General features: G+C 69.8%; 20 protein-coding genes and 1 CRISPR repeat array. Of the genes, 11 read left to right on the top strand and 9 right to left on the bottom strand.

The features are described 5' to 3' along the window. Positions 1-31: 31 nt before the first annotated feature. The gene (locus ABZ194_RS18420; RefSeq protein WP_355597679.1) at positions 32-655 is read right to left on the bottom strand and encodes a copper resistance protein CopC; all 624 of its coding nucleotides are present in this window, start codon (positions 653-655) and stop codon (positions 32-34) included. Between the two features lie 129 nt (positions 656-784). Continuing rightward, positions 785-1,342, bottom strand: a complete 558-nt coding sequence (locus ABZ194_RS18415; RefSeq protein ID WP_355597677.1) for a hypothetical protein — start codon at positions 1,340-1,342, stop codon at positions 785-787. Between the two features lie 568 nt (positions 1,343-1,910). Between ABZ194_RS18415 and ABZ194_RS18410 the strand changes: the two genes are divergently transcribed. The 5 genes from ABZ194_RS18410 to ABZ194_RS18390 all read left to right on the top strand — a co-directional run bounded on the left by ABZ194_RS18410 (position 1,911) and on the right by ABZ194_RS18390 (position 5,676). Next, the gene (locus tag ABZ194_RS18410) at positions 1,911-2,381 is read left to right on the top strand and encodes a hypothetical protein (RefSeq protein ID WP_355597675.1); all 471 of its coding nucleotides are present in this window, start codon (positions 1,911-1,913) and stop codon (positions 2,379-2,381) included. 484 nt (positions 2,382-2,865) lie between these two features. After that, the gene (locus ABZ194_RS18405) at positions 2,866-3,315 is read left to right on the top strand and encodes a hypothetical protein (RefSeq protein WP_355597673.1); all 450 of its coding nucleotides are present in this window, start codon (positions 2,866-2,868) and stop codon (positions 3,313-3,315) included. Positions 3,316-3,382: 67 nt separating this feature from the next. Beyond that, the gene (locus ABZ194_RS18400) at positions 3,383-3,811 is read left to right on the top strand and encodes a hypothetical protein (RefSeq protein WP_355597671.1); all 429 of its coding nucleotides are present in this window, start codon (positions 3,383-3,385) and stop codon (positions 3,809-3,811) included. A gap of 3 nt (positions 3,812-3,814) precedes the next feature. Beyond that, positions 3,815-4,477: a two-component system response regulator CseB gene (cseB, locus tag ABZ194_RS18395; RefSeq protein WP_355597669.1), complete on the top strand. Its 663-nt coding sequence runs from the start codon at positions 3,815-3,817 to the stop codon at positions 4,475-4,477. A 2-nt stretch (positions 4,478-4,479) separates the two neighbouring features. Next, complete coding sequence (locus ABZ194_RS18390) at positions 4,480-5,676, top strand: HAMP domain-containing sensor histidine kinase (RefSeq protein WP_355597667.1); 1,197 nt, start codon at positions 4,480-4,482, stop codon at positions 5,674-5,676. A 182-nt stretch (positions 5,677-5,858) separates the two neighbouring features. Here the strand turns inward: ABZ194_RS18390 and ABZ194_RS18385 are convergent, their stop codons facing one another. The 7 genes from ABZ194_RS18385 to ABZ194_RS18355 all read right to left on the bottom strand — a co-directional run bounded on the left by ABZ194_RS18385 (position 5,859) and on the right by ABZ194_RS18355 (position 13,606). Continuing rightward, positions 5,859-6,875 carry an NBR1-Ig-like domain-containing protein gene (locus ABZ194_RS18385; RefSeq protein ID WP_355597665.1) on the bottom strand — a complete coding sequence of 339 codons (1,017 nt, stop codon included), beginning with the start codon at positions 6,873-6,875 and terminating at the stop codon, positions 5,859-5,861. A 652-nt stretch (positions 6,876-7,527) separates the two neighbouring features. Further along, positions 7,528-7,926, bottom strand: a complete 399-nt coding sequence (locus ABZ194_RS18380; protein WP_355597663.1) for a hypothetical protein — start codon at positions 7,924-7,926, stop codon at positions 7,528-7,530. Continuing rightward, positions 7,923-8,078, bottom strand: coding sequence for a hypothetical protein (locus ABZ194_RS18375; RefSeq protein WP_355597661.1), 156 nt, complete (start codon positions 8,076-8,078; stop codon positions 7,923-7,925). Before ABZ194_RS18375 ends, ABZ194_RS18380 begins: the two co-directional genes overlap by 4 nt. Before the next feature lie 183 nt (positions 8,079-8,261). After that, on the bottom strand, positions 8,262-8,903 hold the full coding sequence (locus tag ABZ194_RS18370; RefSeq protein WP_355597659.1) for a hypothetical protein: 642 nt from the start codon (positions 8,901-8,903) through the stop codon (positions 8,262-8,264). Positions 8,904-9,310: 407 nt separating this feature from the next. After that, the gene (locus ABZ194_RS18365; RefSeq protein ID WP_355597657.1) at positions 9,311-11,500 is read right to left on the bottom strand and encodes a transporter substrate-binding domain-containing protein; all 2,190 of its coding nucleotides are present in this window, start codon (positions 11,498-11,500) and stop codon (positions 9,311-9,313) included. Positions 11,501-11,533: 33 nt separating this feature from the next. Beyond that, a complete protein-coding gene (locus tag ABZ194_RS18360; protein WP_355597655.1) occupies positions 11,534-11,740 on the bottom strand; it encodes a hypothetical protein in 207 nt (68 codons plus the stop codon). Positions 11,741-12,226: 486 nt separating this feature from the next. Continuing rightward, positions 12,227-13,606 carry an FAD/NAD(P)-binding protein gene (locus ABZ194_RS18355; RefSeq protein WP_355597653.1) on the bottom strand — a complete coding sequence of 460 codons (1,380 nt, stop codon included), beginning with the start codon at positions 13,604-13,606 and terminating at the stop codon, positions 12,227-12,229. 364 nt (positions 13,607-13,970) lie between these two features. Between ABZ194_RS18355 and ABZ194_RS18350 the strand changes: the two genes are divergently transcribed. The 6 genes from ABZ194_RS18350 to ABZ194_RS18325 all read left to right on the top strand — a co-directional run bounded on the left by ABZ194_RS18350 (position 13,971) and on the right by ABZ194_RS18325 (position 19,850). After that, on the top strand, positions 13,971-14,732 hold the full coding sequence (locus ABZ194_RS18350) for a class I SAM-dependent methyltransferase (RefSeq protein ID WP_355597651.1): 762 nt from the start codon (positions 13,971-13,973) through the stop codon (positions 14,730-14,732). 3 nt (positions 14,733-14,735) lie between these two features. Beyond that, a CRISPR array of direct repeats spans positions 14,736-16,714; the repeat unit is 28 nt; unit sequence GGACCATCCCCGCGTGCGCGGGGAGCAC. A 552-nt stretch (positions 16,715-17,266) separates the two neighbouring features. Beyond that, positions 17,267-17,446, top strand: coding sequence for a hypothetical protein (locus ABZ194_RS18345; protein WP_355597649.1), 180 nt, complete (start codon positions 17,267-17,269; stop codon positions 17,444-17,446). Between the two features lie 42 nt (positions 17,447-17,488). Continuing rightward, positions 17,489-17,674 (top strand): DUF397 domain-containing protein, encoded by a 186-nt coding sequence (locus ABZ194_RS18340; RefSeq protein WP_355597785.1) that lies wholly within the window; start codon positions 17,489-17,491, stop codon positions 17,672-17,674. Between the two features lie 380 nt (positions 17,675-18,054). Continuing rightward, complete coding sequence (locus ABZ194_RS18335) at positions 18,055-18,225, top strand: helix-turn-helix transcriptional regulator (protein WP_355597783.1); 171 nt, start codon at positions 18,055-18,057, stop codon at positions 18,223-18,225. Between the two features lie 168 nt (positions 18,226-18,393). Continuing rightward, positions 18,394-19,383, top strand: coding sequence for a hypothetical protein (locus tag ABZ194_RS18330; RefSeq protein WP_355597647.1), 990 nt, complete (start codon positions 18,394-18,396; stop codon positions 19,381-19,383). 302 nt (positions 19,384-19,685) lie between these two features. Continuing rightward, on the top strand, positions 19,686-19,850 hold the full coding sequence (locus tag ABZ194_RS18325; protein ID WP_355597645.1) for an FxLD family lanthipeptide: 165 nt from the start codon (positions 19,686-19,688) through the stop codon (positions 19,848-19,850). Positions 19,851-19,904 lie beyond the last annotated feature (54 nt).

Raw genomic sequence — 19,904 nt, 5'->3', positions numbered from 1 at the left:
CGGGGAGCCGGATCGGAGGCCCTGGAAAGGGTCACTCCGTGCCGGTCGTCCGGGGCCGGTGTGTCCTCCGCCTCCTGAGGAGGACGGCCAGGCCGATCACCACCAACGCGGCGAGCCCACCCCAGATCAGCCCCGGAACGCCGCCCGAGGTGTTCTGGTCGCCGGTCGCCGAGACGGGGACGGGCGAAGCCGGGGCGGCAGGGGCCGCCGGACTGGCGGCCGGACTGGTCGGTGGAGCGGCCGGTGCGGTGGATGCGGTGGGGGTGCTGGACGGCGTCGCCGGGCCGGTGAGGGTGAAGGGGATCTCTCCCTCGATCGGGTGACCGTCGGAGGAGACCACCCGCCAGGCGGCCACGTACTTACCCGGCGGCAGCACTCCGATGATCTTCGAGGTCACCTTGGCCCCGTCGGCGTGGGGCTTGCCGACGGTCACCAGCGTGCCGGCCGCCTCCCGCAGGGCGATCGCGGGGAACCGTACCTGGGCGGTGAACTCCAACTCGATCCGCTCGATGGACGAGACCTTGGCGTCCATGGCCGGGGAACTGCTCTTCAACCGGTCATGGGCGAGCGCGGCGGGCGCGGTCAGCATGAGGAACAGTCCACAGCAGAGCGTCGCCAGCACCGTTCGGTACATGAATCGTGGCAAATGTGCCATTTGGGCTCCAGAGGAGACTCCCGAGCCGCGCTCCTGGCGCGGCCGGGCAAGGCTGGAAGGGCGCTTCCGCGGTATGGGCGGGACGCCAGGTCACGGGGGCACACCGGCCTTCCGGACCCTCCAGGTCTCTCAGCCGGCGCGGTTCGGCGCGGGCGGACCACGTCTGCGGAGCGCCGGGGAGATCTCCCAGCCGCCGTACGGCCGGACATCGGAGGCCGGTACGGTCTGCCAGATCGGCCGTGGTGTCTCGACAACGCCGAAAACGACCATCCGGATCAGCGGAATCCGCCTGCCGTACAGCCGGATCATGAGCCAGAGCGCGCTCTCGCCGCGGTGCAGCCACCACCCCGTCAGCAACGCCACCACGAGGTGAATCACCGTCATGCCCAGACCGGGATGGCCGTGATCGGCGGAGACCGCCGCGTGCGGTGCCGGCGCGGCCAGGCTGAACAGCTCGTGCAGCAGAATCTGCGCGGCGACGGTCGTGGGAAGCACGACCTCCAGCCCGCGTTCGCGCCCGTTGAGCGCATAGGCCAGGCAGAAGGCGACCACCGCGCCGAGCACACCCAGGTGCGCGGGGACCAGCCCGCCACCGGCCAAGGCGTGGCCACCGCCGGTGACCACGAGGCACAACGTCGCGAAGACGAGTGCTCGCGGCAGGCGAAACGCCGACGCCATTGGGGTCACAGGCGCCATCCTTTCAGCCGGCCCGTCCGGAGAGAAGACCGCATCCCGATAGGCCGCCTCACCGGTGTCGGCGGATGCCCCTGGCGGTGGACACCTGCCGGGAGGTCTTCACGGCCGGTGAGGGGAACGGCAACGGCGGAGACCCGATGCCCGGCGGGGACCCGGGGCTGGGCGGGGACGGGGCCGGATAGAGGTGCGGAGCTGGGCGGGGACGGGGCCGGGCGGGGATCCGGAGCCGGGTGGAGGCATGGGGCCGGGGGAGATCCGGGGGGCTGGGCGGGGCCGTCCCGGATATGTGGCGGGAACGCTATGGAGGTGGGTGGGGACGGAGCGGAGGCACCGGGGCGGTATGACGCGGGTGCGGTGGGAATTTCGACGGCCGTGCGATTTTTTCGCTGCTCACTTCGGATGACATATCTCCATATGTCGGGTGAAACATAACTTGCCATCAATTGCACTACCTTGTAATCAACCAATCGCCATACGTAACGTTCGTGATGGCCGTTAGCGAGGTGTCAGCCCGCGCGGTTCTTGGATCCCCCTCTCCCCACCCGCACCAGGAGGCGTCATGTCCGACAACCCCACGAGCCCCATCGTCCGCAACGCCGCGCCGATTCAGACCTCCACCATCTGGGGGTCCGACCGCTTTCTGGTCAGCACCCCCGACACCTGGGTGAACCTCCCCGGCGCCACGATCCCCCAGCAGGTGGGACAGGGCACCCCGAGCTTCGGCGCGCTGTACGTCGCGGTCTTCTCGGCGGAGTCCCTGGTGAAGGTGCAGGGTGACAACGGCGTCTGCTGGCTGGACATCACCTTCGGCGGCCAGAACCCCCACCCGATCAGTGACAACCACCGCTTCGACTCCTCCATCGACATGGGCACCGAGTGGAGGAGTATCACCACAACGCGGATCATGGAGGTTCCGCCGACCATTCCCGTGGTCAACGCGACGGCTCAGGTGCGGGTGCAGTACGCGGGCGGCACGCTCGTCGAGTGCGGGTTGCAGAACTGGGTGCTCACGCTCTTCCGATACGCCTGAGCCCGGGGCGTGCCGGTCCGGCGCCTCCGCCGGCACCCCAGGATCACGGTGGCTCTCGGGGCCCCGCCGCCGATCACCGGCCCGTCGCACCGCTCACGGTGAGCCGGCGCGCGACACCGAATGAGACGGCCTGTCAGGAGGTGCCGGTGCCCCAGGGGAGGTGATCTCAGAAATCACCCTCCGCGTGGGCGGCGGTCACGTCGTACGGCCTTCGCCCGATCGTTCGTCCGATCGGGCGGAGGCCGTATTCGGTTTCATGGGGAAAGGCCGTATTCGGCTGATGAGGGCGGCCGGTCCGAGGGGTGGTGGTCGCCGGTGGTGAGGGCGGGAGGGGTATAGGCGTCTTCTGGTAATTGGAGGGGATAGTGGCTGGTGGGAGAGGGGGAGTCGATGGGGGACTGTTACACGGTCGCCGGACGGCTGAGAAGACTTCCTTCTAACGTCGTTGACGTGCCAGGGCAGAGTGCCGGGGCGAGGAGGACACATGCGAAGGATCATCACCGTGGCGGTCGCGGTGCTCGGCGTGGCGACGGCGGCCTGCGGGGCGGGGACGGGAACAGCGACGGGGGCGGGGCCGGGGACGGCCGGGGAGACGCCCCGGGCCGTGGAGCAGGTCTATGTGATCAATCTCCACGGGGCCGAGGACGGCCGCGCCGACCAGCGTCCGGAGAACCTGGTCGTGTCGGAGTTCAGTTCGCTGCGGAAGGTCGGCTGGAGGAGCTGGGGGCCGGACGGCGCCGTCGGCACCGGCAGGCTGAGCGGGACATGGTGCCTGCCTACCTGCCGGAAGACGCCCTACACCGCGACGGTCACCCTCGGCGGCGTCAAAAAAGTGCGGGGTAAGAACTACTTCACCACATTCAGCATCGACGGCGACTTCACCAAGCCGCGGGAGACGGCGGACACGCTGACCGGCAACCTGCCGATGCCCTGAGCCACGAGACTCCGGCGCCCAGGGCGACGGCGGGTTGTCGCGTAGCCTCCAGGCGATGAGGAACGGTATGAGGCGAGCAGTCACTGTCTGCGCCGCGGCCCTGATGGCGGCGGGGTGCGGGGCCGACGGCGGCGTACGGGTCGAGGGCCCGGCGCCGCCGTCCGAGTCGCCCCGGGGACCGGTCTACGTGGTCGCCTACATGGGCGATCCGCTGCAGCGGCCGAGCAGGTTCGCGCTGGACGAGTTCAACGCCATGGCGAGGATCCGCTGGGAGTCCTGGGGCGGCGGCAGCGCGGTGGGGACGGGCGAGCTCAGCGGCATGTGGTGCCTGCCCGAGTGCATGGCGGAGCCCTACCGGGCGACGATCACCCTCAGCGGCCTCACCTGGCGTGAACGCGCCGGATACTACGGCCGCTTCACGGTCCGGGCCGAGGGCCTGCCCGCCGGCAGGGCCGGGGAACTGACCGATCGGCGACTTACGACACCGGAGCCCTGAGACATGATCGATGTGCTGCTCGTCGAGGACGACCCGGTGATCCGTGAGGCCACGGGGATGGCCCTGGAGCTGTACGGCATGCGGGTGCGGACCGCGCCCGACGGGCTGAGCGGCCTGGCGGCGTTCCGGTCCGGGTCTCCGGACGTGGCGCTGCTGGACGTGATGCTCCCGCGTCTGGACGGGGTCAGCCTGGCCCGGCGGATCCGGGAGGCGGGCGGGGTCCCGATCATCATGATCTCCGCCAGGTCCGACGCGATCGATGTGATCAACGCGCTGGAGGCCGGGGCCGACGACTACGTGACCAAGCCCTTCGACACCGCCGTGCTCCACGCCCGGATCCGCGCCGTGCTCCGCCGCGCCGCCGTACCCGAGCGGGAGGACGGCACGCTCTCGTTCGGCGACCTCACGATCGACGCGGAGTCCCTGGAGGTACGGCTGCGCGGCGAGCGGGTGGGGCTGACACCGACCGAGCTCAAGCTCATGCTGGAGTTCGCCGCCGAACCCGGGGTCGTGCTCTCCAGGGACACCCTGCTCCAGCGTGTCTGGGACTACGCCTGGGAGGGTGACACCCGCGTCGTCGACGTGCACGTCCAGCGGCTCCGGGCCAAGATCGGCAACGACCGGATCGAGACCGTGCGCGGTTTCGGCTACAAACTGCGGAGGTAGCCGTGGGCCTGCGGGTGAAGCTCGGTCTGGTCATCGCGGGGATGTCGGTGTTCGTCGCCGCGGTCCTCGGCCTGCTGGTCCACACCCGTACGGCCGCCGTGACGCTGGACGCAGCCCGGCGTGCCCTCGACGCCGAGCTGACGACCACCCTGCTCCGCCACCAGGAGGGACAGGACACCCCGCTGGGCACCGGGCCGCCGCCCGCGCCGCTGGCCGAGGCGGTCGGCCGGGGAACGCGCGCCACCTATCTGGCGGACGGCACCGTGCTGTGGGCGGCCACCGTGGCCGGTGGGGAGGTGCTCTGGCTCCGCCGGTCCTACGCGCCGGAGAACGCCCAGCTCGCCCGGCTCGACTGGATCCTTCTCCGGTCCGGGGCGGCGGCGGCCGTACTCGCCTCCGGGGTGGGGTTCGCGGTCGCCGGGGGGCTCAGCCGCAGGATCCGCACGGTGGCCAGGACGGCCGCGCGCATCACCGAGGGGGACCTGTCCGCCCGGGTCGGGGCCCGGGGACGGGACGAGGTCGCGGCGGTGGGTGCCGCGCTGGACCAGATGGCCGACACGCTGCGGGCCAGGCTGGAGGCCGAGCGGCGGGTCACCGCGGACATCGCCCACGAGTTGCGCACGCCCGTCACCGGTCTGGTCGCGGCGGCCGGGCTGCTGCCGCCCGGACGTCCCGCCGAGCTCGTCCGGGACAGCGCGGCGACGCTGCGCCGCCTGATCGAGGACGTGCTGGAGGTGGCCCGGCTGGACTCCTCGGCCGAGACGCCGGTCAGGGAGGAGCGTCCGGCCGGGGTACTGGCCCGGCGGGCGGTCGCGGCGTCGGGGGTGGTGGGGGTGGAGGTGGTGGTCGCCGGGGACGCCGAGGTGGAGACCGATCCGCGCCGGGTCGAGCGGATCCTCGCCAACCTGGTCACCAACGCGGCCAGACACGGCGCCCCGCCGATCCTGGTCACGGTGGAGGGGGCCGTCGTCACGGTCAGGGACCACGGGCCAGGCTTCCCCGAGGAGATGCTGGCGACCCTGCGCGAGTACGGCCCGCAGCGGTTCGGCGTCGGCTCGGCCGCGCGCGGCGTCGGCGTCGGTCTCGGCCTGACCATCGCCGCGGGACAGGCCCGTGCCCTCGACGCGGACCTCACCTTCGGCAACGCCTCCGACGGCGGCGCCGTGGTCCGGCTGGACCTGGGTCACGGGAAACGGTGACGCCGCAGCTCCCGCCGGGCCGCATCGGCCGAGCCCGGAGCCGCCGAGCCGTATCGGCCGGGCCGGACCCGGTAAGCCCGTCCCCGCCGAATCGGCAACCGGTTCGCTGAGTCCTCACCTGTCGAGCCGCACCCCGGTGAGCGGGGCCGGCCCTCGCCGCTCCTCCCCGGCGTGCGCTGAAATCACTTCACCGTGACATCCAGAAATATCGGCCTCTTCCCGGCGAACAGCGGGGCTCCATCCTCGTTGGTCATCTTCCAGTAGATCTTGCATCTGCCCGGGGCGCCGGCGGCGCGGACACGCACCGCTATGTCGACCGACTCGCCCGGAGCGGTCGACGGGATCAGCACCCGCCGAGGGGCATGGCACGGACCGCCGTCCATCTGGGTGAGATAACGCCTGTACCACGGGGTGGCTCCCGTGTTGCGGATCCTCCACACCTTGGTGAAGCGCGTTCCCGGCTTCACCACGGTTCCGTCCGGATAGGTGACGTCGCCCTCGAACGTGGAGTCGTCGCGCGGCAGGGCAGCGGCCTGTGTCCGGGTGACGTCCGGACGTGGCCCGCTCTCCTCGCCTCCGGCCGTGGGCGACAGGACCACGATGAGGGTGCCCACGGTGACGGCGACCACGGCGGACAGCGCGACGAGAACGGCCGGCCTCCGAATGCGCGGCGGTTTCCCCGCGGGCGGCGGCTGCGGGACGTGCGGGGGTTTCCCGATGTGCGGGGGCTTCCCGGTGTGTAGCGGTTGCGGGACGTGTAGCGGTTGCGGGACGTGTGGCGGTTGCCGGATGTGCGGCGTCTCCGCGTCCCGCTCCGGCCGGCGCTCCTCGGCGCCGGAGGTCTTCTGCCCGACGGGGTCGGCGTTCCTGGCCTGTTCCCAGTGCCCCCGCCACTCGCGTTCGGTCTGCGCCGAGTCCCGTCCCAGCCGGTCGACCGCCAGAACCCGGACGAACTCCCACGTCGTCTCCCAACTCGGCAGCGCGCGTCCCCGGGCGGCGGCGGCCAGCGACGACTTCGAGGCGGCCGCGCCCAGACGGGACGACATCTCCGCGAAGGAGGGATCGCCCGCCTGCTCCTTGAGCTCCCAGAGCCGGTGCGCGAGCAGCGCCACCGGGCCGGACTCCGGATCGGGCCGGACCGGCCTGCGGCCTCGCCGTGTCCCCGAGTCCCCCTCATGTGGCTCCGGCGATTCCGCCATCCCTCACCCACCCTGGTCGGCACCGCTGTCCGGCTACGCGCGCGAACCTCGGTGCGGCCCTTCCGGCAACACGTCTCAAACTTGAGAAGGTTACCTGAAGTCATCAGGGAAGGTCATTTCCCAGGGGGTCTACCACCTCACAATCGTAGAGACCGGGAAAACCCCGCACAGGGATCGGGAGACCCGGAGGAGGAGCGGGATTTCGCCGCCGGAGTCGTCCCTCCACCCGTTTCGAGGCCGTCATGGCGGTGGCTGGATCCCGCTGTTACGGCGGGACCCGCCCCCGTTCCGCCATGACGGCCGACGACGGGGTCAGGGTCTTTCCGGTCGTCGCCCCACGCCTCGAAAAGCGATCTGGAAATCTCGCGAAGCCCAGATTTCTCGCGGCCGCCGATCGGATGCGGATATCGCGAGAATCCGTTGAGATCGGCGGTGCGGGAGGTGTTCGCCACTATGTCGGGCCGCTGTGATCGGCGGCAAGGGAAATTCGCCGGATCTCCGTCCAGACATTGTCCAGAGCCCTTTGGACAACAGAAGGCACAGGTCGGGGCGGTGCCGGTAGGCGGCTTTCCCGACCTCCGGAGATGCTTCCGCTCCGGTGTCTTCTTCCACGGGGGCGGGACATCTGCTGGGCACCGCGACGACCTGACGGCTAAGGGATCGGGTCGATCTCCACGTCGGCCGCGAGGGCTCGCAGCGGGAAGGGGTTGCCCGTCACGATGGGCAGCCCGCGCCGCCTGGCCGCGTGCACGACCGACGCCGCGGTGAGCGCCTCGGCCGCGTACGGCCCGGCGATCTTGAGGATTGCCGCGATGGACGGCGCGGAGCTCGCGGTGAGGTCGTCGACGACCCGCACCTCCAGGGCGAGCAGCGTGTCCAGGATCGGCACCGCGGGCGCGGGGATCTGCGCGAGCGCGGCGGTCAGCGCGGGAACCGGGATGATCAGAGGGGCGACGTCGGATATGCGGCTCCAGATGACCGCCTCGACATAGCGCGTCCTACGGGTCGCGAAGTCGACGAGCGCGGTCGTGTCGAGCACGCGGCCGATCACGGAGCGGCGGTGAGACGAGCCTCGAACACGCGGTCGCGCTCCTCGACGAGCGCCAGCATCTCCGGATCGGGTTCGCCGAGCAGCGCGCGCAGCTTGGCCAGCGCGGCATCCCGCGCCTCCGGCGTCATGGTGGGGGTCTCGACGGCGTCCATAGTCGAAGGGTACCCGGCGCGTCCACCACCTCACAGGAAAGCACGACTCTTTCGGCCGCCGGGACGCCGACCTGCGACGAGACCTCGAATCGGAGTCCGGGCCGGTCCCGGCGCCCACGTTCACCCCGGATGAGGCCCCGGTGGCGGGGGCTCTCATCCGGGGTGAACGTGGGCGCCTACGCCCTACGCCCTGCGTCGCAGGAGAAGCCGCCATCCGGCGTAGGCGAGGCCGAGAACGAGGACGGCTCCGCCCGAATAGATCCAGGGGGAGACCGGCGCGGTGGGGGAGGCGTCGGCCGGGGGCCGGGAGGCGGCCGGCCGCGGGCGGGTGGCCGTACCGAGCGCCGACAGGAGTTCGGCGGTGAGCGGTTCTCCGTCCTGGGGCCCGTCCTCGGCGCGCAGCGGGCCCTCACCCGGGCGGACCGATTGGTTGCCGTCGCAGAGCGAGGTGTGCAGCGGGACGCCCGGGTCGGGGTCGAACATGCCGGACTTCCGGTCGGAGGCGAACACCAGATACCGGGAGCCGACGGCGAAGGCGTAGCCGCAGGCCGCGCTGTCGGCGTTGGTGACCACCCGGTACTCGGCGCCCGCCTTGCCCTTGTAGACCTGGTCGGCGCGGAAGGTGTGGACGATCGGCGGGTTGGGGCCGAGAGGGTCGCCCTTGACCTGGTGGGAGGCGACCACGGTCCCGGTGAAGACGGCGGTCGCCTGCTTGACCTGTTCCGCTGGTTTGAGCGGTGCGCAGCTGCAGGCGCACGCCGTACCGGGGGTGATCGCGACGGTGGCGGCCAGCAGCAGCAGAACGACGAGAACCCGAGACCTCATGTCCCCATCACGTATCCCATCGCGCGGTGGTTCGCGCGACCCGCCCCCCGTTCCCGCCGCGGTGGGCCCGTACGGCGTTCCGCCGGGGGCCGCCGTGCCGGCCGCGGCCCGTGTGGGGCCGGGACAGGCGTCCGGGACAGACCGGGACGACCCCCGTTGACGTGCGGGGATGGATCTGGACGGAGGGGAGTCGCCGTCCCGGCGCGAGACGAGCTCGCCAAAGGCGCGGGATCGGGGTGTACTTGGACGGTGGGGGCGAGCCGGGCGGGTCCGTACCCGCACCGCACGGGAGGGTACGGCTGCCACGAGGTTTCCTGAGGAGTCTGTTCGTTGGCCCGGACACATCTCGCTGAGGAAACGCTGAGGGGGTCTTCCCAGGGGAGACCCCCTCATGTGCCTTGTGGCGGTCAGGGGATGACGGGCCGGTTCCTCAGTATTTCGTCGGAGAGATACTTGTCGCGGCCCGAGCCGGGGAGGATGAGGGCGCCGAAGTGTTCTCGCACATTCTTCTCCCACCACTTCTCCGCGATCAGCTGCTTCAGGATCGCGTTGAGCTCGCCCGCGTCGATGTAGGGGTGGCGGGGGTGGAGCCCGATCCCCCACTCCTCCGATGAGGGTGGGCCGTCGATGAGCTTGAGCCGCTCCGCGTCGGCGCCGGATTCGGCCGCCGAGACCACAAGAATGGCCTTGTCAGTGGAGACGGCGTCCAAGCCGCCTCCGTTGAGGATCTCTTTGATGCCCTGCTGGTAGTCGTCCAGGCTCTTGTTTTTCTCGTTTTTGGCCCAGTGCTCTCCGAAGCGGGTTTTCAGCCGCTCGTAGGGGGTGGAGCCTTCCCTGTACCCCAGCCTGACGTTCCGTATGTCGTCGAGGTGGTTGATGTCGTGCCTGTCCGCACGGACCAGGACGGCCTGCTCGGTGATCAGGTAGGGACCGGCGAACAGCATCCTGTCGCGACGCCGTTCGGTTATCGAATAGGTGCCCATCAGCATGTCCACTTGCTGGGGGTCGTCTGCCCGATAGGGCCTGAGGAGCATCTGCTCCCTGCCCTCGAACCCCTTCGTCCACAGATTCCCGTCGGGTTCTATGACCTTCGGAGAGGGCAGTATGCCGTATCTCTCGCTCAGCCTGCGGGTTATCTCGTCGATCAGGGCCTTCTCGAACCGGTAGATCCTATTGTCGCCGGCTTTCTGGCCGAGACTGACCCGAAGGGGTCGCCCGCGGTTCTCGGCGGTCCTCCCCGGTTTGATAATCGGTACGGTCGGGTGAGGTGAGTCGACCGCGATGAGTGCCGGTGTACCGGAGCCGGAGACGGCCGCCGCTCGGCGGCCGGCCTCGGTGAAGGGCTGGTTGTGGAAGATGATCTCGCCGGGGTTGATCAGCAGGTCGAAGTCCTTGTTCCTGGCCTGCGGGCTGCTGTCGGGAAAGGTGGTGAAGCAGTCGAAGCCGATGACGACCCCCAGATCCGCCAGATTGGCGGGAGGTGTTCCCAGGGGGATGTCCTGTAGCTGTATGGCCTTCTGGGCACGGTTGAGCGACCGCATCGCCTCCATATGCTCAACTCCGCTGTGGAGGAAGAGCCTGTAGGTGACGTTGCCGTAGTAGCTGTAGTTCGAGAGCCGTTCGGTGCGGCTGTGACTCAGATACAGGATCACGTCCATGTACCACGGCTCCTTGGAGCCGGCGAGTTTGCGGATGACCTCCTCGTCCAGCCCGTTCACCGCGATGCGGTACGTGTTTTTCAGCGTCGCCTGACCCTCCTGGTCGTCCGGAGAACTGGTCTGCGCGTGCCGTAGGGAGCCCCCCAGGGTACGAACGATCATGATTTCGATGGGTGGGGGTGAGTCCGAGACCTGGCGGTAGGTCTCGGCGGCGATGACACCGCCGATCGCCGCCAGCCCGCCCGTCCATCGCCAGAACCCTCGACGGGACATCGGTGGCGGTGGAGGCGGGGTCGCGGACGGGAGTGGAGGCGGAGGTGGAGGCGGGGACACGGGCGGAGGCGACGGTGGGGGCGGAGGCACGGTGGTGATCTCCTGGTACGCCTTGCCCCAGCGCCGTGCCTCGATCCGGGGCAGGCCGCAGGCCGCCGCGAAGGCCTCCACTATGGCGGCGTCCAGTGGCGCGTTGCCCCGCATCTTGTTGTTCAGCGTGGTCCGAGAGAGATGGGAGTAAGGAAAGACATGAGGGGAGTGCCCCTGCTTCGAGGGGTTCGACCGTCTGTCGAGCGTCTCATAGGAGAGGCGGAGCACTCTGTCGCGCATCTCGTCCATGAGAAGGCGGAGGCCTTTCAGGTCCTCGGCCCCGCCGGGGTCGGGGAAGGTCCCGGTGATGCCGGGAAAGCAGCCGATGACACGCCACTTCCGCTCCCTGGCGGCCTTTTCCCATCCGCCGAGCCAGCCGCTTGTCGTCTCCCCGCAGGCGTGCGCGTACACGGCGGTCACCTCCCAGGAGAGCAACTCCCGCGCCCAGACCCGCTCGATGGTCTCCCTCAGCAGGCCGGTCCGCTCCACCAGGATGTCCAGGGCCTCCCGGCCCTGGACACCTTGAGGCCGCAGACCAGCCAGATCGTGTAAAAACCGCTCTGACTCACTGGTCATGATCGTCTCGTCTGATTCAGCGCCGACCGGCCGTCACCTGGTGAAGGCGAGACGACGGGCGATCTCGGCGGCGGCCAGGCCCACGACCAGCACCCCGTTGGCCGCCTCCGGCAGGGGGTAGCCCCGCTGGATCAGCAGGTAGACGAAGACGACCACCACGATCAGCACCAGCGTGGTCCACCGGGTGAGTGGCCGCGGGGCCGGCGACCGCCCGGTGGTCGCGATCGACGTGACGGCCACGGAGCTCCGGCCGCCCCGGCGGCTGTTTCGGGAGGAACTTTGCGTCATTGAAACCCCTTTTCCTGAATTGAGGTTCGTTGGCCCGGACAGAGATCACTTTTGGTGGGTGATCTGCCTACATGTTTGTACGTCGCTCGCTTAACCACCAGTCTCCGAGCCGTCCACGCCACCCCGGGATATCCCGGAACAACCCGAAAAGTGCGTGGATATTGTTATGCCGTATCCCGGATGGATCCGGCATGGGCTCTCGAATTCGGATTTCCAGCATCATCAAGGCCCGACCGTGCGCCAAACGCCCTTGAGCAGGTGGAGACGGAGGAGGTTCTCCACGCGGCCTGTGTTCACGGGTATTGCGTACGGCTCGCACTCGCATGGGTGCCGTGCTGTGCGGTCCGTGGCAGCGGACGTCGCGCGCGGCCCCCGCTCATGGGCCTCGCCGGGCCGATGAGCGGCGCGTGACCCGGTGAGGTCGTACCCCGGTGAGCGTCACGGCGAGGGGCGAGAGACGAGAACGGGGGAGGTGGCCGCCTCGACGAGGCGCGGTGCGAGGGCCGCGGCCTGGGCGCGGATCTCCGGGACGGCGGTCGTCTCATACAGGCTTCCGCGCAACAGGGGGCCCAGCGCGAAGATCCTCGCGTTCGGGTGGCCGTCCGCGTCCAGGAGCGCGCCGCGGGGGTCCACGTCCAGGCCGAGCCGTACCGCGTCCGGCCGGGCCGTACCGGCGGCGACGAGGCCGGAGAGGAGAGGGTCGTCGACGGTGCGGGATCCGGGGCCCGTGGCGTTGACCAGCCAGCCGACGTCGAGTTCCCGGGCGACGCCCTCGACCTCCACGCCGAGGCGCAGGCGATCAGGGGCGACGGTCGCGGCCTGAACCAGGCTGCCGCGCAGGACGCGGAGGCGGCCGGAGGCTCGCAGGTCGGCGACGCGGGCGGCCGTCGCGGGCGGGATCCGGTGCCGGTGAACCTCCCAGTAGCGGGCGACCAGCCGCAGGAACCGCCGTCGCTCGTCCGGGGTGAGCCGCGCCCACAGGGCCTGGGCCTGTGGCCGCAGGCCGTCCACCACGCCGTGCCAGTCACCTCCCCTGCTCCTCACCGCCAGCCGTACGGCGCGCAGCAGGTCGGCGACCTTCAACGGCCCGGGAGGGATCGGCGTCGGGACCGGGAGCGGCAGGGGATGCGGATGCGGCCGGGGCAGCAGAGCGTGCCGCGACAGCGCGTACACGACCGCGTCCGGGTGCGTCCGGGACACGGTGACCGCCACGTCCACCATCGTCAGCCCGGTGCCCAGCACCAGCACCGGTGCGCCGTCGCAGATCCGGGTGAGCGCGTCCGTCCTCCACGGATCGGCGACGTACCGCGAGCCGGCGCCCGCCACGACCCGCGGCAGGGCGGCCGGGGGGCGGTTGCCCAGGGCCAGCACGATCGCGTCGGCGTCGACGCGCCGGCCGTCGCCCAACCGGACGCTCACGCCGTGACGGTGGTCCAAGGCGGTGACCGTACCGGTCACCCGCCGCAGCACCTGGGCGGGGGGCCGCTCCGCGGCGGCCAGCACCTCGCGCAGGTAACGCCCGTAGAGGGGTCTCGGCAGATAGTCGGAGCCGTCCACCTCCAGGCCGTGGTCGCGGGCCCAGCGCACCAGGTGTCCGTGGTCGCCGTCCAGAGCGCTCATCTTGTCGGCGGTGGTGTTGAGCAGGTGGTGCGGATCGGTGGTCGAGTACGCCTGGCCGAGGGCGTGCCGGCCGTCCCGGTCGATCAGGATGACCTCCATCGGCGTCGCGCGGGCCCGCGCGTGCCGGAGAAGGTGGATCGCGGCCAGGGCGCCGCTCGCGCCACCCCCCACGATGGCGACCGATGGTGAACGTGGCATACTTACCTACTATACTTGTAGGTTATAGAGGATTCTTGTTCTTGAAACGAGTGTCGCCGTCTGTTTCCCGGGCGCGCCACCGTGGCGAACGTCCCCGGGGCGGGGATGCGCGAGAAGTGCCGGGCAGAAAGCGGGCGGGGAGAATGGCGGAACGCCCCGTGCCGAAACCCCGCCGGACCGGCCCGAGAGGCTCCCGGCCGCCGGGTTTACCTGCCACAACGAGACCCTACGGCTTGGGCGAAGGGTTTTCCCGCGTTTTCTCGCCCGCCCGCACGGACAGACGCGGTAAGAATGAAAGGTATAAGTCATAAAAAAGCGGTATTTAGTGCAGCATAAGTGAGCCGACGGCGAACGGAGAGACCTCTTGGCCACCCCCGCAGGCGACGTCGACTACGAGCGTCACGGTCACGGATACGCCACTCGGCGCCGTACCGACCCTCGCATCGCCGCCCATGTCCACGCCGCCCTCGGCCCGGCACGCACCGTCGTCAACGTGGGCGCGGGCGCGGGCTCCTACGAACCGTGCGACCGTCACGTGGTGGCGGTCGAACCGTCCGCCGCGATGCGGGCCCAGCGCCCTCGCCACCTGGCCCCCGCGCTCGACGCCACCGCCGAACGTCTTCCCTTCGACGACGACAGCTTCGACGCGGCCATGGCCACCATCACCGTCCACCAGTGGGCCGACGCCGAGCGGGGCCTGCGGGAACTGCGCCGCGTCAGCCGCGGTCCGGTCGTCGTCCTGACCTTCGACGGCGACGCCCTCGGCCGGTTCTGGCTCGCCGAGTACGCCCCCGACCTCATCGCCGCCGAGCGCCGCCGCCTCCCGCCGATCGGCGTGATCGCCTCCCTCATCGGCACCACCGCCGACGTCCTGCCGGTCCCGATCCCGATCGACTGCGCCGACGGCTTCGCCGAGGCCTACTACGCGCGCCCCGAACACCTCCTCGACCCCCGCGTCCGCGCGTCCCAGTCGGCCTGGGGTTTCATCGGCGACGCAGCCGAAAGCCGCGCCGTCCACCGACTGAGCCGCGACCTCGACAGCGGTGCCTGGGACAGCCGATACGGCCACCTGCGCCACCAGCCCGAATTCGCGGGCTCACTACGGCTCGTCGTCGGCCGTCCATAGCCAGAACCACCCCCGCGCACGCGGGGAGCAGAAATGAGCCCCTATATATACGTCGGGACAAATAGGGCCATCCCCGCGTGCGCGGGGAGCAGGGACAGACCATGTTCCGAGGCTCCATCTTGTCGGGACCATCCCCGCGTGCGCGGGGAGCAGCCCATCTATCACAAGCTCCTCCACGAACCCCGGGGACCATCCCCGCGTGCGCGGGGAGCAGCAGAAGTCTTCAGCTTTTCCCGAAGCGCGTTGGGGACCATCCCCGCGTGCGCGGGGAGCACTGTGGTGGCCCGCTTTGCGGGCCGCCTGCTCTCGGACCATCCCTGCGTGCGCGGGGAGCACGGGCCTGGAGCGACGCTCCAAACCCCCCGTAGGGGACCATCCCCGCGTGCGCGGGGAGCAGGAAGCGGCCCGGCCCCTGACCCGGCTCTGTCCAGGACCATCCCCGCGTGCGCGGGGAGCACCCGCGGATCAGCGGACCAGGCGTGGCCGCCGTAGGACCATCCCCGCGTGCGCGGGGAGCACGACAGGCTGCCTACGGCTGCGCACGCATCATGGGGACCATCCCCGCGTGCGCGGGGAGCACTCAGGTCTGCCATGGTGGTTACTCCCGGTGTGGGGACCATCCCCGCGTGCGCGGGGAGCACAGCGCCGTGTCACGGGCGACGATGGAGGCGAGGGGACCATCCCCGCGTGCGCGGGGAGCACGGCTCAGCCCGCCGCACCAGCGCCGGGGGCCTGGACCATCCCCGCGTGCGCGGGGAGCACTGGCCTGCGGCCATCCATATCATACCTTCGGTAGGACCATCCCCGCGTGCGCGGGGAGCACGGGGGGAGCCGAGGCCGGCGCGAGCCGGCCCCGGGACCATCCCCGCGTGCGCGGGGAGCACGTCTGGATCCTCGCCGTCGGCGGTGGCCTGATTGGACCATCCCCGCGTGCGCGGGGAGCACCCAGCTGGTGAAGCGCAGCGATTCCCCGCGCGAGGACCATCCCCGCGTGCGCGGGGAGCACACGGACGCCCGCGCCCGGCCGTGCCGAGTGCGGGGACCATCCCCGCGTGCGCGGGGAGCACGGTCCAGCCTGGTACCAGGCTGGACCGAAGTGGGGACCATCCCCGCGTGCGCGGGGAGCACGTGATCGACGATCTTCGGGACGCCACAGGCGGGGGACCATCCCCGCGTGCGCGGGGAGCACCTGGTGGACGGCGGCGTCAGGAGGTCCGTGGGAGGACCATCCCCGCGTGCGCGGGGAGCACGCAACAACGGCAGAACCGCGACACCCAGGACAGGGACCATCCCCGCGTGCGCGGGGAGCACTGGCCCTGGCCCTACTCCGTGGAGGGCGAGGAGGGACCATCCCCGCGTGCGCGGGGAGCACGGTGGCGGTCGCGTAGTTGTCCGCGATCGTCCGGGACCATCCCCGCGTGCGCGGGGAGCACGGGTAGTTGGCGAAGCCGGTGTTCCGGACGTCGGGACCATCCCCGCGTGCGCGGGGAGCACGCGGCGTCCCACAACGGCTTACGCGCGCCCGGGGGACCATCCCCGCGTGCGCGGGGAGCACAGTTGTATCTGAGCTGCACACCACACCCCCTTGGGACCATCCCCGCGTGCGCGGGGAGCACTCGTGGCCCCAGCAGTCTTCGCACAGGTACCGGGGACCATCCCCGCGTGCGCGGGGAGCACCGCGACCTACGTCAGGCCGCCAGACCATAAGCGGGACCATCCCCGCGTGCGCGGGGAGCACCCCTGGGGGCTTTGGAATCCTTGCCTCGCCCGGGGACCATCCCCGCGTGCGCGGGGAGCACGGCTCTGGGCTGCCACGCAGAGGCCGAGCCACAGGACCATCCCCGCGTGCGCGGGGAGCACCCGGGCTTGAGATTGATCAGAGCGATCGTGAGGGGACCATCCCCGCGTGCGCGGGGAGCACAGATCATCATCTTTGCCGGACCCTGACTTCCCGGGACCATCCCCGCGTGCGCGGGGAGCACTCTGGCTGACCAGCAGGTTTATCCGTGAGAAGTGCGGAAATTGAGCACTTTTGAAAAATTGGATATTTCGGACATTGGTTGTTCCTTGGAGTGCCTGGCGGTGTGGGATCGGGCGGGGCTTGGCGATGGGGAAGGAGGGCGCGGGGCGTCGGCGCCGGGCGGCCCTGTGGAATGACGGATTTCCGCAGGAGGTCCGGGCGCCGACGAATGTCGCCCAGGATTATCCCCGCGTACGCGGGGAGCATGTTGAGTCTTGCCACTTGCATGGGACCATCCCTGCGTGCGCAGGGAGCGACTCCACCATCATGCCTGTTCCCTTGAGTATTTCACGTCCTTTCTGTTATGGGGGTAAATGCTATCTCCGGTGTGCTTATTCCAATAGTCAGCCCTATTGTCAAAGATGCCTTTTGTCTGAATTGTATAGATTTGGGTGTTCTGTTGTATGTGTATCCATGAACATGGACGCGGCAAATAGAAGAAACATGCAAGTGGTAAGTCTACGTCATGATGCCTTATGGTTCCCTTCGGAACAGACCTACGACTGGAGTGTCCATGGACAAAGAGTCCCCCGTGTTGGAGTTGAAGGCGTTCGTGCTCCTGCTGTTCGCCGTCCTGGTGGGGTGTGCGACGGGTGTGCTGACCTGTCTGTCTGGGGTCAAAGTGCCGCAGGCCGTAATCGCGGGAGGCGCCGCGGCGGGCGCCGCGCTTCTCTGGGCGAAAGGCGTGCTGTAGTCCTCGGAGCGGTGAAGAGGAGCAAAGCATGATCTCCCTGACCTGTCCGGCGCCGAGTTCCGTAAGTCCAGCCTCAGCGGTGGCAACAACAACTGTGTTGAGGTGGCCACGAACCTGCCGGGCCTCGTCGCCGTCCGCGACAGCAAGGACCCCTCCGGCCCGGCGCTGACCTTCTCCCCGGCCGTCTGGAGCGACTTCCTAGCAGGCGTCCGTAGCGGAGATTTCTGACTGGAGCGGGACAATGGGCCGGGCGGCCGTGTTCCTGAGAAGCTGGTTGGCCGCTCGGCTCTTTGTCCCCCGCGATTCGGGTGATGAGACGATATCGCCTGATATCGGATCATCCCCGCGTGCGCGGGGGAGCATCCGCGCATGATGTACTCCCAGGCCATGTACGGGCATGCCGCGCTTGGTCAGTGCCGGCTGGAAGGCGCCGTCTTGGTCGTAGCCCTCATCGGTGACCACCAAGAGGGCTTCTCCGGTGCCCGCCCCGCCGGATTCGAGCGCCGGGGCGCGGGCGAGTGCGCCCTTTCCCGGCGATAAACCGGCCCCCACGAGGTACGGTGGCGGCCTGTAGTGAAGCGATCATGGGCTTCGGGGTGTGTCCTGTGATGAAGATCGACAAGATCATCGGTCGGCGCATCGAGAAGGGGAGGCGGCGAAGAGGCTTATACCAGGGCGAACTTGGGGCCGAGGTGGGGCGGTCCGAGTCGTGGGTCGGGCAGGTGGAGCGCGGGATCATCTCGCTGGACAGCGTCAGCATGGCGGAACGGCTCGCCTAGGTGCTCGGTCTGACCATCGATCACATCCTGGCTTTCGACGTTCGATTTCCCCGAGCGGTTGTGGTGGCACAAGCGGCATCCCCGCCTTTGCCCCGCGCGACCGCGCCCGATGCGGAAAGCTCTGAGACTGTGCTTCGACGTACCTTTACTCTCGGTTCGCTCGCCGGTTTGACCGCCGCCATCGCCGGATTCTCGCCTGACGCCCACGCCCACGCCCACGCCGGTCAGCCCGGCACCGTCGACGAGGCGGTCGTGGACGAGCTGCGGTCGATCGGAGCGTCCTACCGGCGCTCCTACAAGAGCTTCCCCGCCTCAAGCCTGGTGCCGGTCGCGCATTACCAGATCCAGATGGTCGCCTCGCTCCGGCCGAAGAACCAACCGGTCCATGTGCGAACCTCGCTGCTGGCGCACATGGCCGAGATGGCCGCGCTCGCCGCGATCCTGCTCTCCATCGACCTCGGCGACCAGGAGCAGGCCGACGCCTACAGCGATCTTGGCTACCAAGTCGCCAAGGAGATCCAAAGCCCGGAGCTGTGCGCGCTGCTGCTGGGCGGCCGGGCCTTCGGCACTTCCTACGGCGGTGATCCCGAAGGCGGCCTGGATTACGCGCTCGCCGCGGTGGACGCCGCTGAACGCGGGGCCTCCGGCAGGATGCGGGCCTGGACGCACGCGGTCGCCTCCGAGATGTACTCCTCCATCGGTGACGAGCACGGCTTCCGCTCCTCACTGGAGGAGTCTCGTACCGTGCTGACCGGCCCGATGGACGACGAGCGGTGGGGCGGAATCTCCTGGTTTGACGAGTCCAAGGCGTCCGCCTACGAGGGCAGCGATCTGCTGAGGCTGGGCAAATACGAGGAGGCCCTGCCGTCCCTGGACCGGGCGATCGACAAGCTCGCGCCCGAGATGCTGCGGCACCGCTGCATGGCCCACATCGCTCGCGCCGAGGCACACTCCGGTGCCGGACACGTCGAGGCCGCCTGCCTGGACGGACACGCCGCCCTCGACTTGGTCGCCCGCATCCAGCATCGCGAAACCCTGCGGCGCGTCGGCGACCTGCACCGTAAGCTGCGGCCGTCCAAGTCCGCCGCCGCGCGAAGCCTGGGCGAGCACTTGATCGACGTCCGCTCAGCTCTCGCTGCGGCCGGCAGGGCGGCCTGAACCTCTGAGCGGTAGACCGAATGCGGTTCGGCTCCACCGGCTTTTCGTTTCCCCTCGCTGATCCCCGCGCGAAGAGGTCCGATCGCTGGTCGGACCACGTACTGCCCTATCTGGTCTAGACCAGGCCGCAGTGGGGATACGGGCCCGCAACCCCACTGCGGATCTGATCTTCGCTGAGTCGGCACTGTGGTCTGCGCGCCGCCCCAGGGGAGTGACGACCGGAGGTTGGCCGCGCCCTTCCGGCTCCCCCCGACAGCGGGGAAATGGCACCGAATCCGTATCGAACCAGAAGGAGTACCGACATGGCGAACACCAACGTGCTCACGCCGGAGGCCGTGGAGGCCGACCCGTTTGACCTCGACGTGACGGTCACCACCGAGTTCGGCGGCGACCGCATGCCGAAGGCGTGCGGCACCTCGGACGGGTGCGCCCCGACCTGCGCGTCCTCCTGCGCCAGCGCCGTCTGATCCGCAACACCGCTGGGGCCGGGGACTTCGCCTCGCCGGCCCCAGCACCCCCTT

Origin of the sequence: Streptosporangium sp. NPDC006007 (assembly GCF_040614315.1) — a bacterium.
Lineage (GTDB): Bacteria > Actinomycetota > Actinomycetes > Streptosporangiales > Streptosporangiaceae > Streptosporangium.
Note: the sequence above shows the minus strand (reverse complement) of the source record. Positions and strands in the feature narration are given on the sequence as shown.

Coding starts and splice junctions, on each gene's coding strand:
- ABZ194_RS18420 (WP_355597679.1), bottom strand. CDS start 655: ATGGCACATTTGCCACGATTCATGTACCGAACGGTGCTGGCGACGCTC.
- ABZ194_RS18410 (WP_355597675.1), top strand. CDS start 1,911: ATGTCCGACAACCCCACGAGCCCCATCGTCCGCAACGCCGCGCCGATT.
- ABZ194_RS18405 (WP_355597673.1), top strand. CDS start 2,866: ATGCGAAGGATCATCACCGTGGCGGTCGCGGTGCTCGGCGTGGCGACG.
- ABZ194_RS18400 (WP_355597671.1), top strand. CDS start 3,383: ATGAGGCGAGCAGTCACTGTCTGCGCCGCGGCCCTGATGGCGGCGGGG.
- cseB (WP_355597669.1), top strand. CDS start 3,815: ATGATCGATGTGCTGCTCGTCGAGGACGACCCGGTGATCCGTGAGGCC.
- ABZ194_RS18385 (WP_355597665.1), bottom strand. CDS start 6,875: ATGGCGGAATCGCCGGAGCCACATGAGGGGGACTCGGGGACACGGCGA.
- ABZ194_RS18375 (WP_355597661.1), bottom strand. CDS start 8,078: ATGGACGCCGTCGAGACCCCCACCATGACGCCGGAGGCGCGGGATGCC.
- ABZ194_RS18370 (WP_355597659.1), bottom strand. CDS start 8,903: ATGAGGTCTCGGGTTCTCGTCGTTCTGCTGCTGCTGGCCGCCACCGTC.
- ABZ194_RS18365 (WP_355597657.1), bottom strand. CDS start 11,500: ATGACCAGTGAGTCAGAGCGGTTTTTACACGATCTGGCTGGTCTGCGG.
- ABZ194_RS18355 (WP_355597653.1), bottom strand. CDS start 13,606: ATGCCACGTTCACCATCGGTCGCCATCGTGGGGGGTGGCGCGAGCGGC.
- ABZ194_RS18345 (WP_355597649.1), top strand. CDS start 17,267: ATGGACAAAGAGTCCCCCGTGTTGGAGTTGAAGGCGTTCGTGCTCCTG.
- ABZ194_RS18335 (WP_355597783.1), top strand. CDS start 18,055: ATGAAGATCGACAAGATCATCGGTCGGCGCATCGAGAAGGGGAGGCGG.
- ABZ194_RS18325 (WP_355597645.1), top strand. CDS start 19,686: ATGGCGAACACCAACGTGCTCACGCCGGAGGCCGTGGAGGCCGACCCG.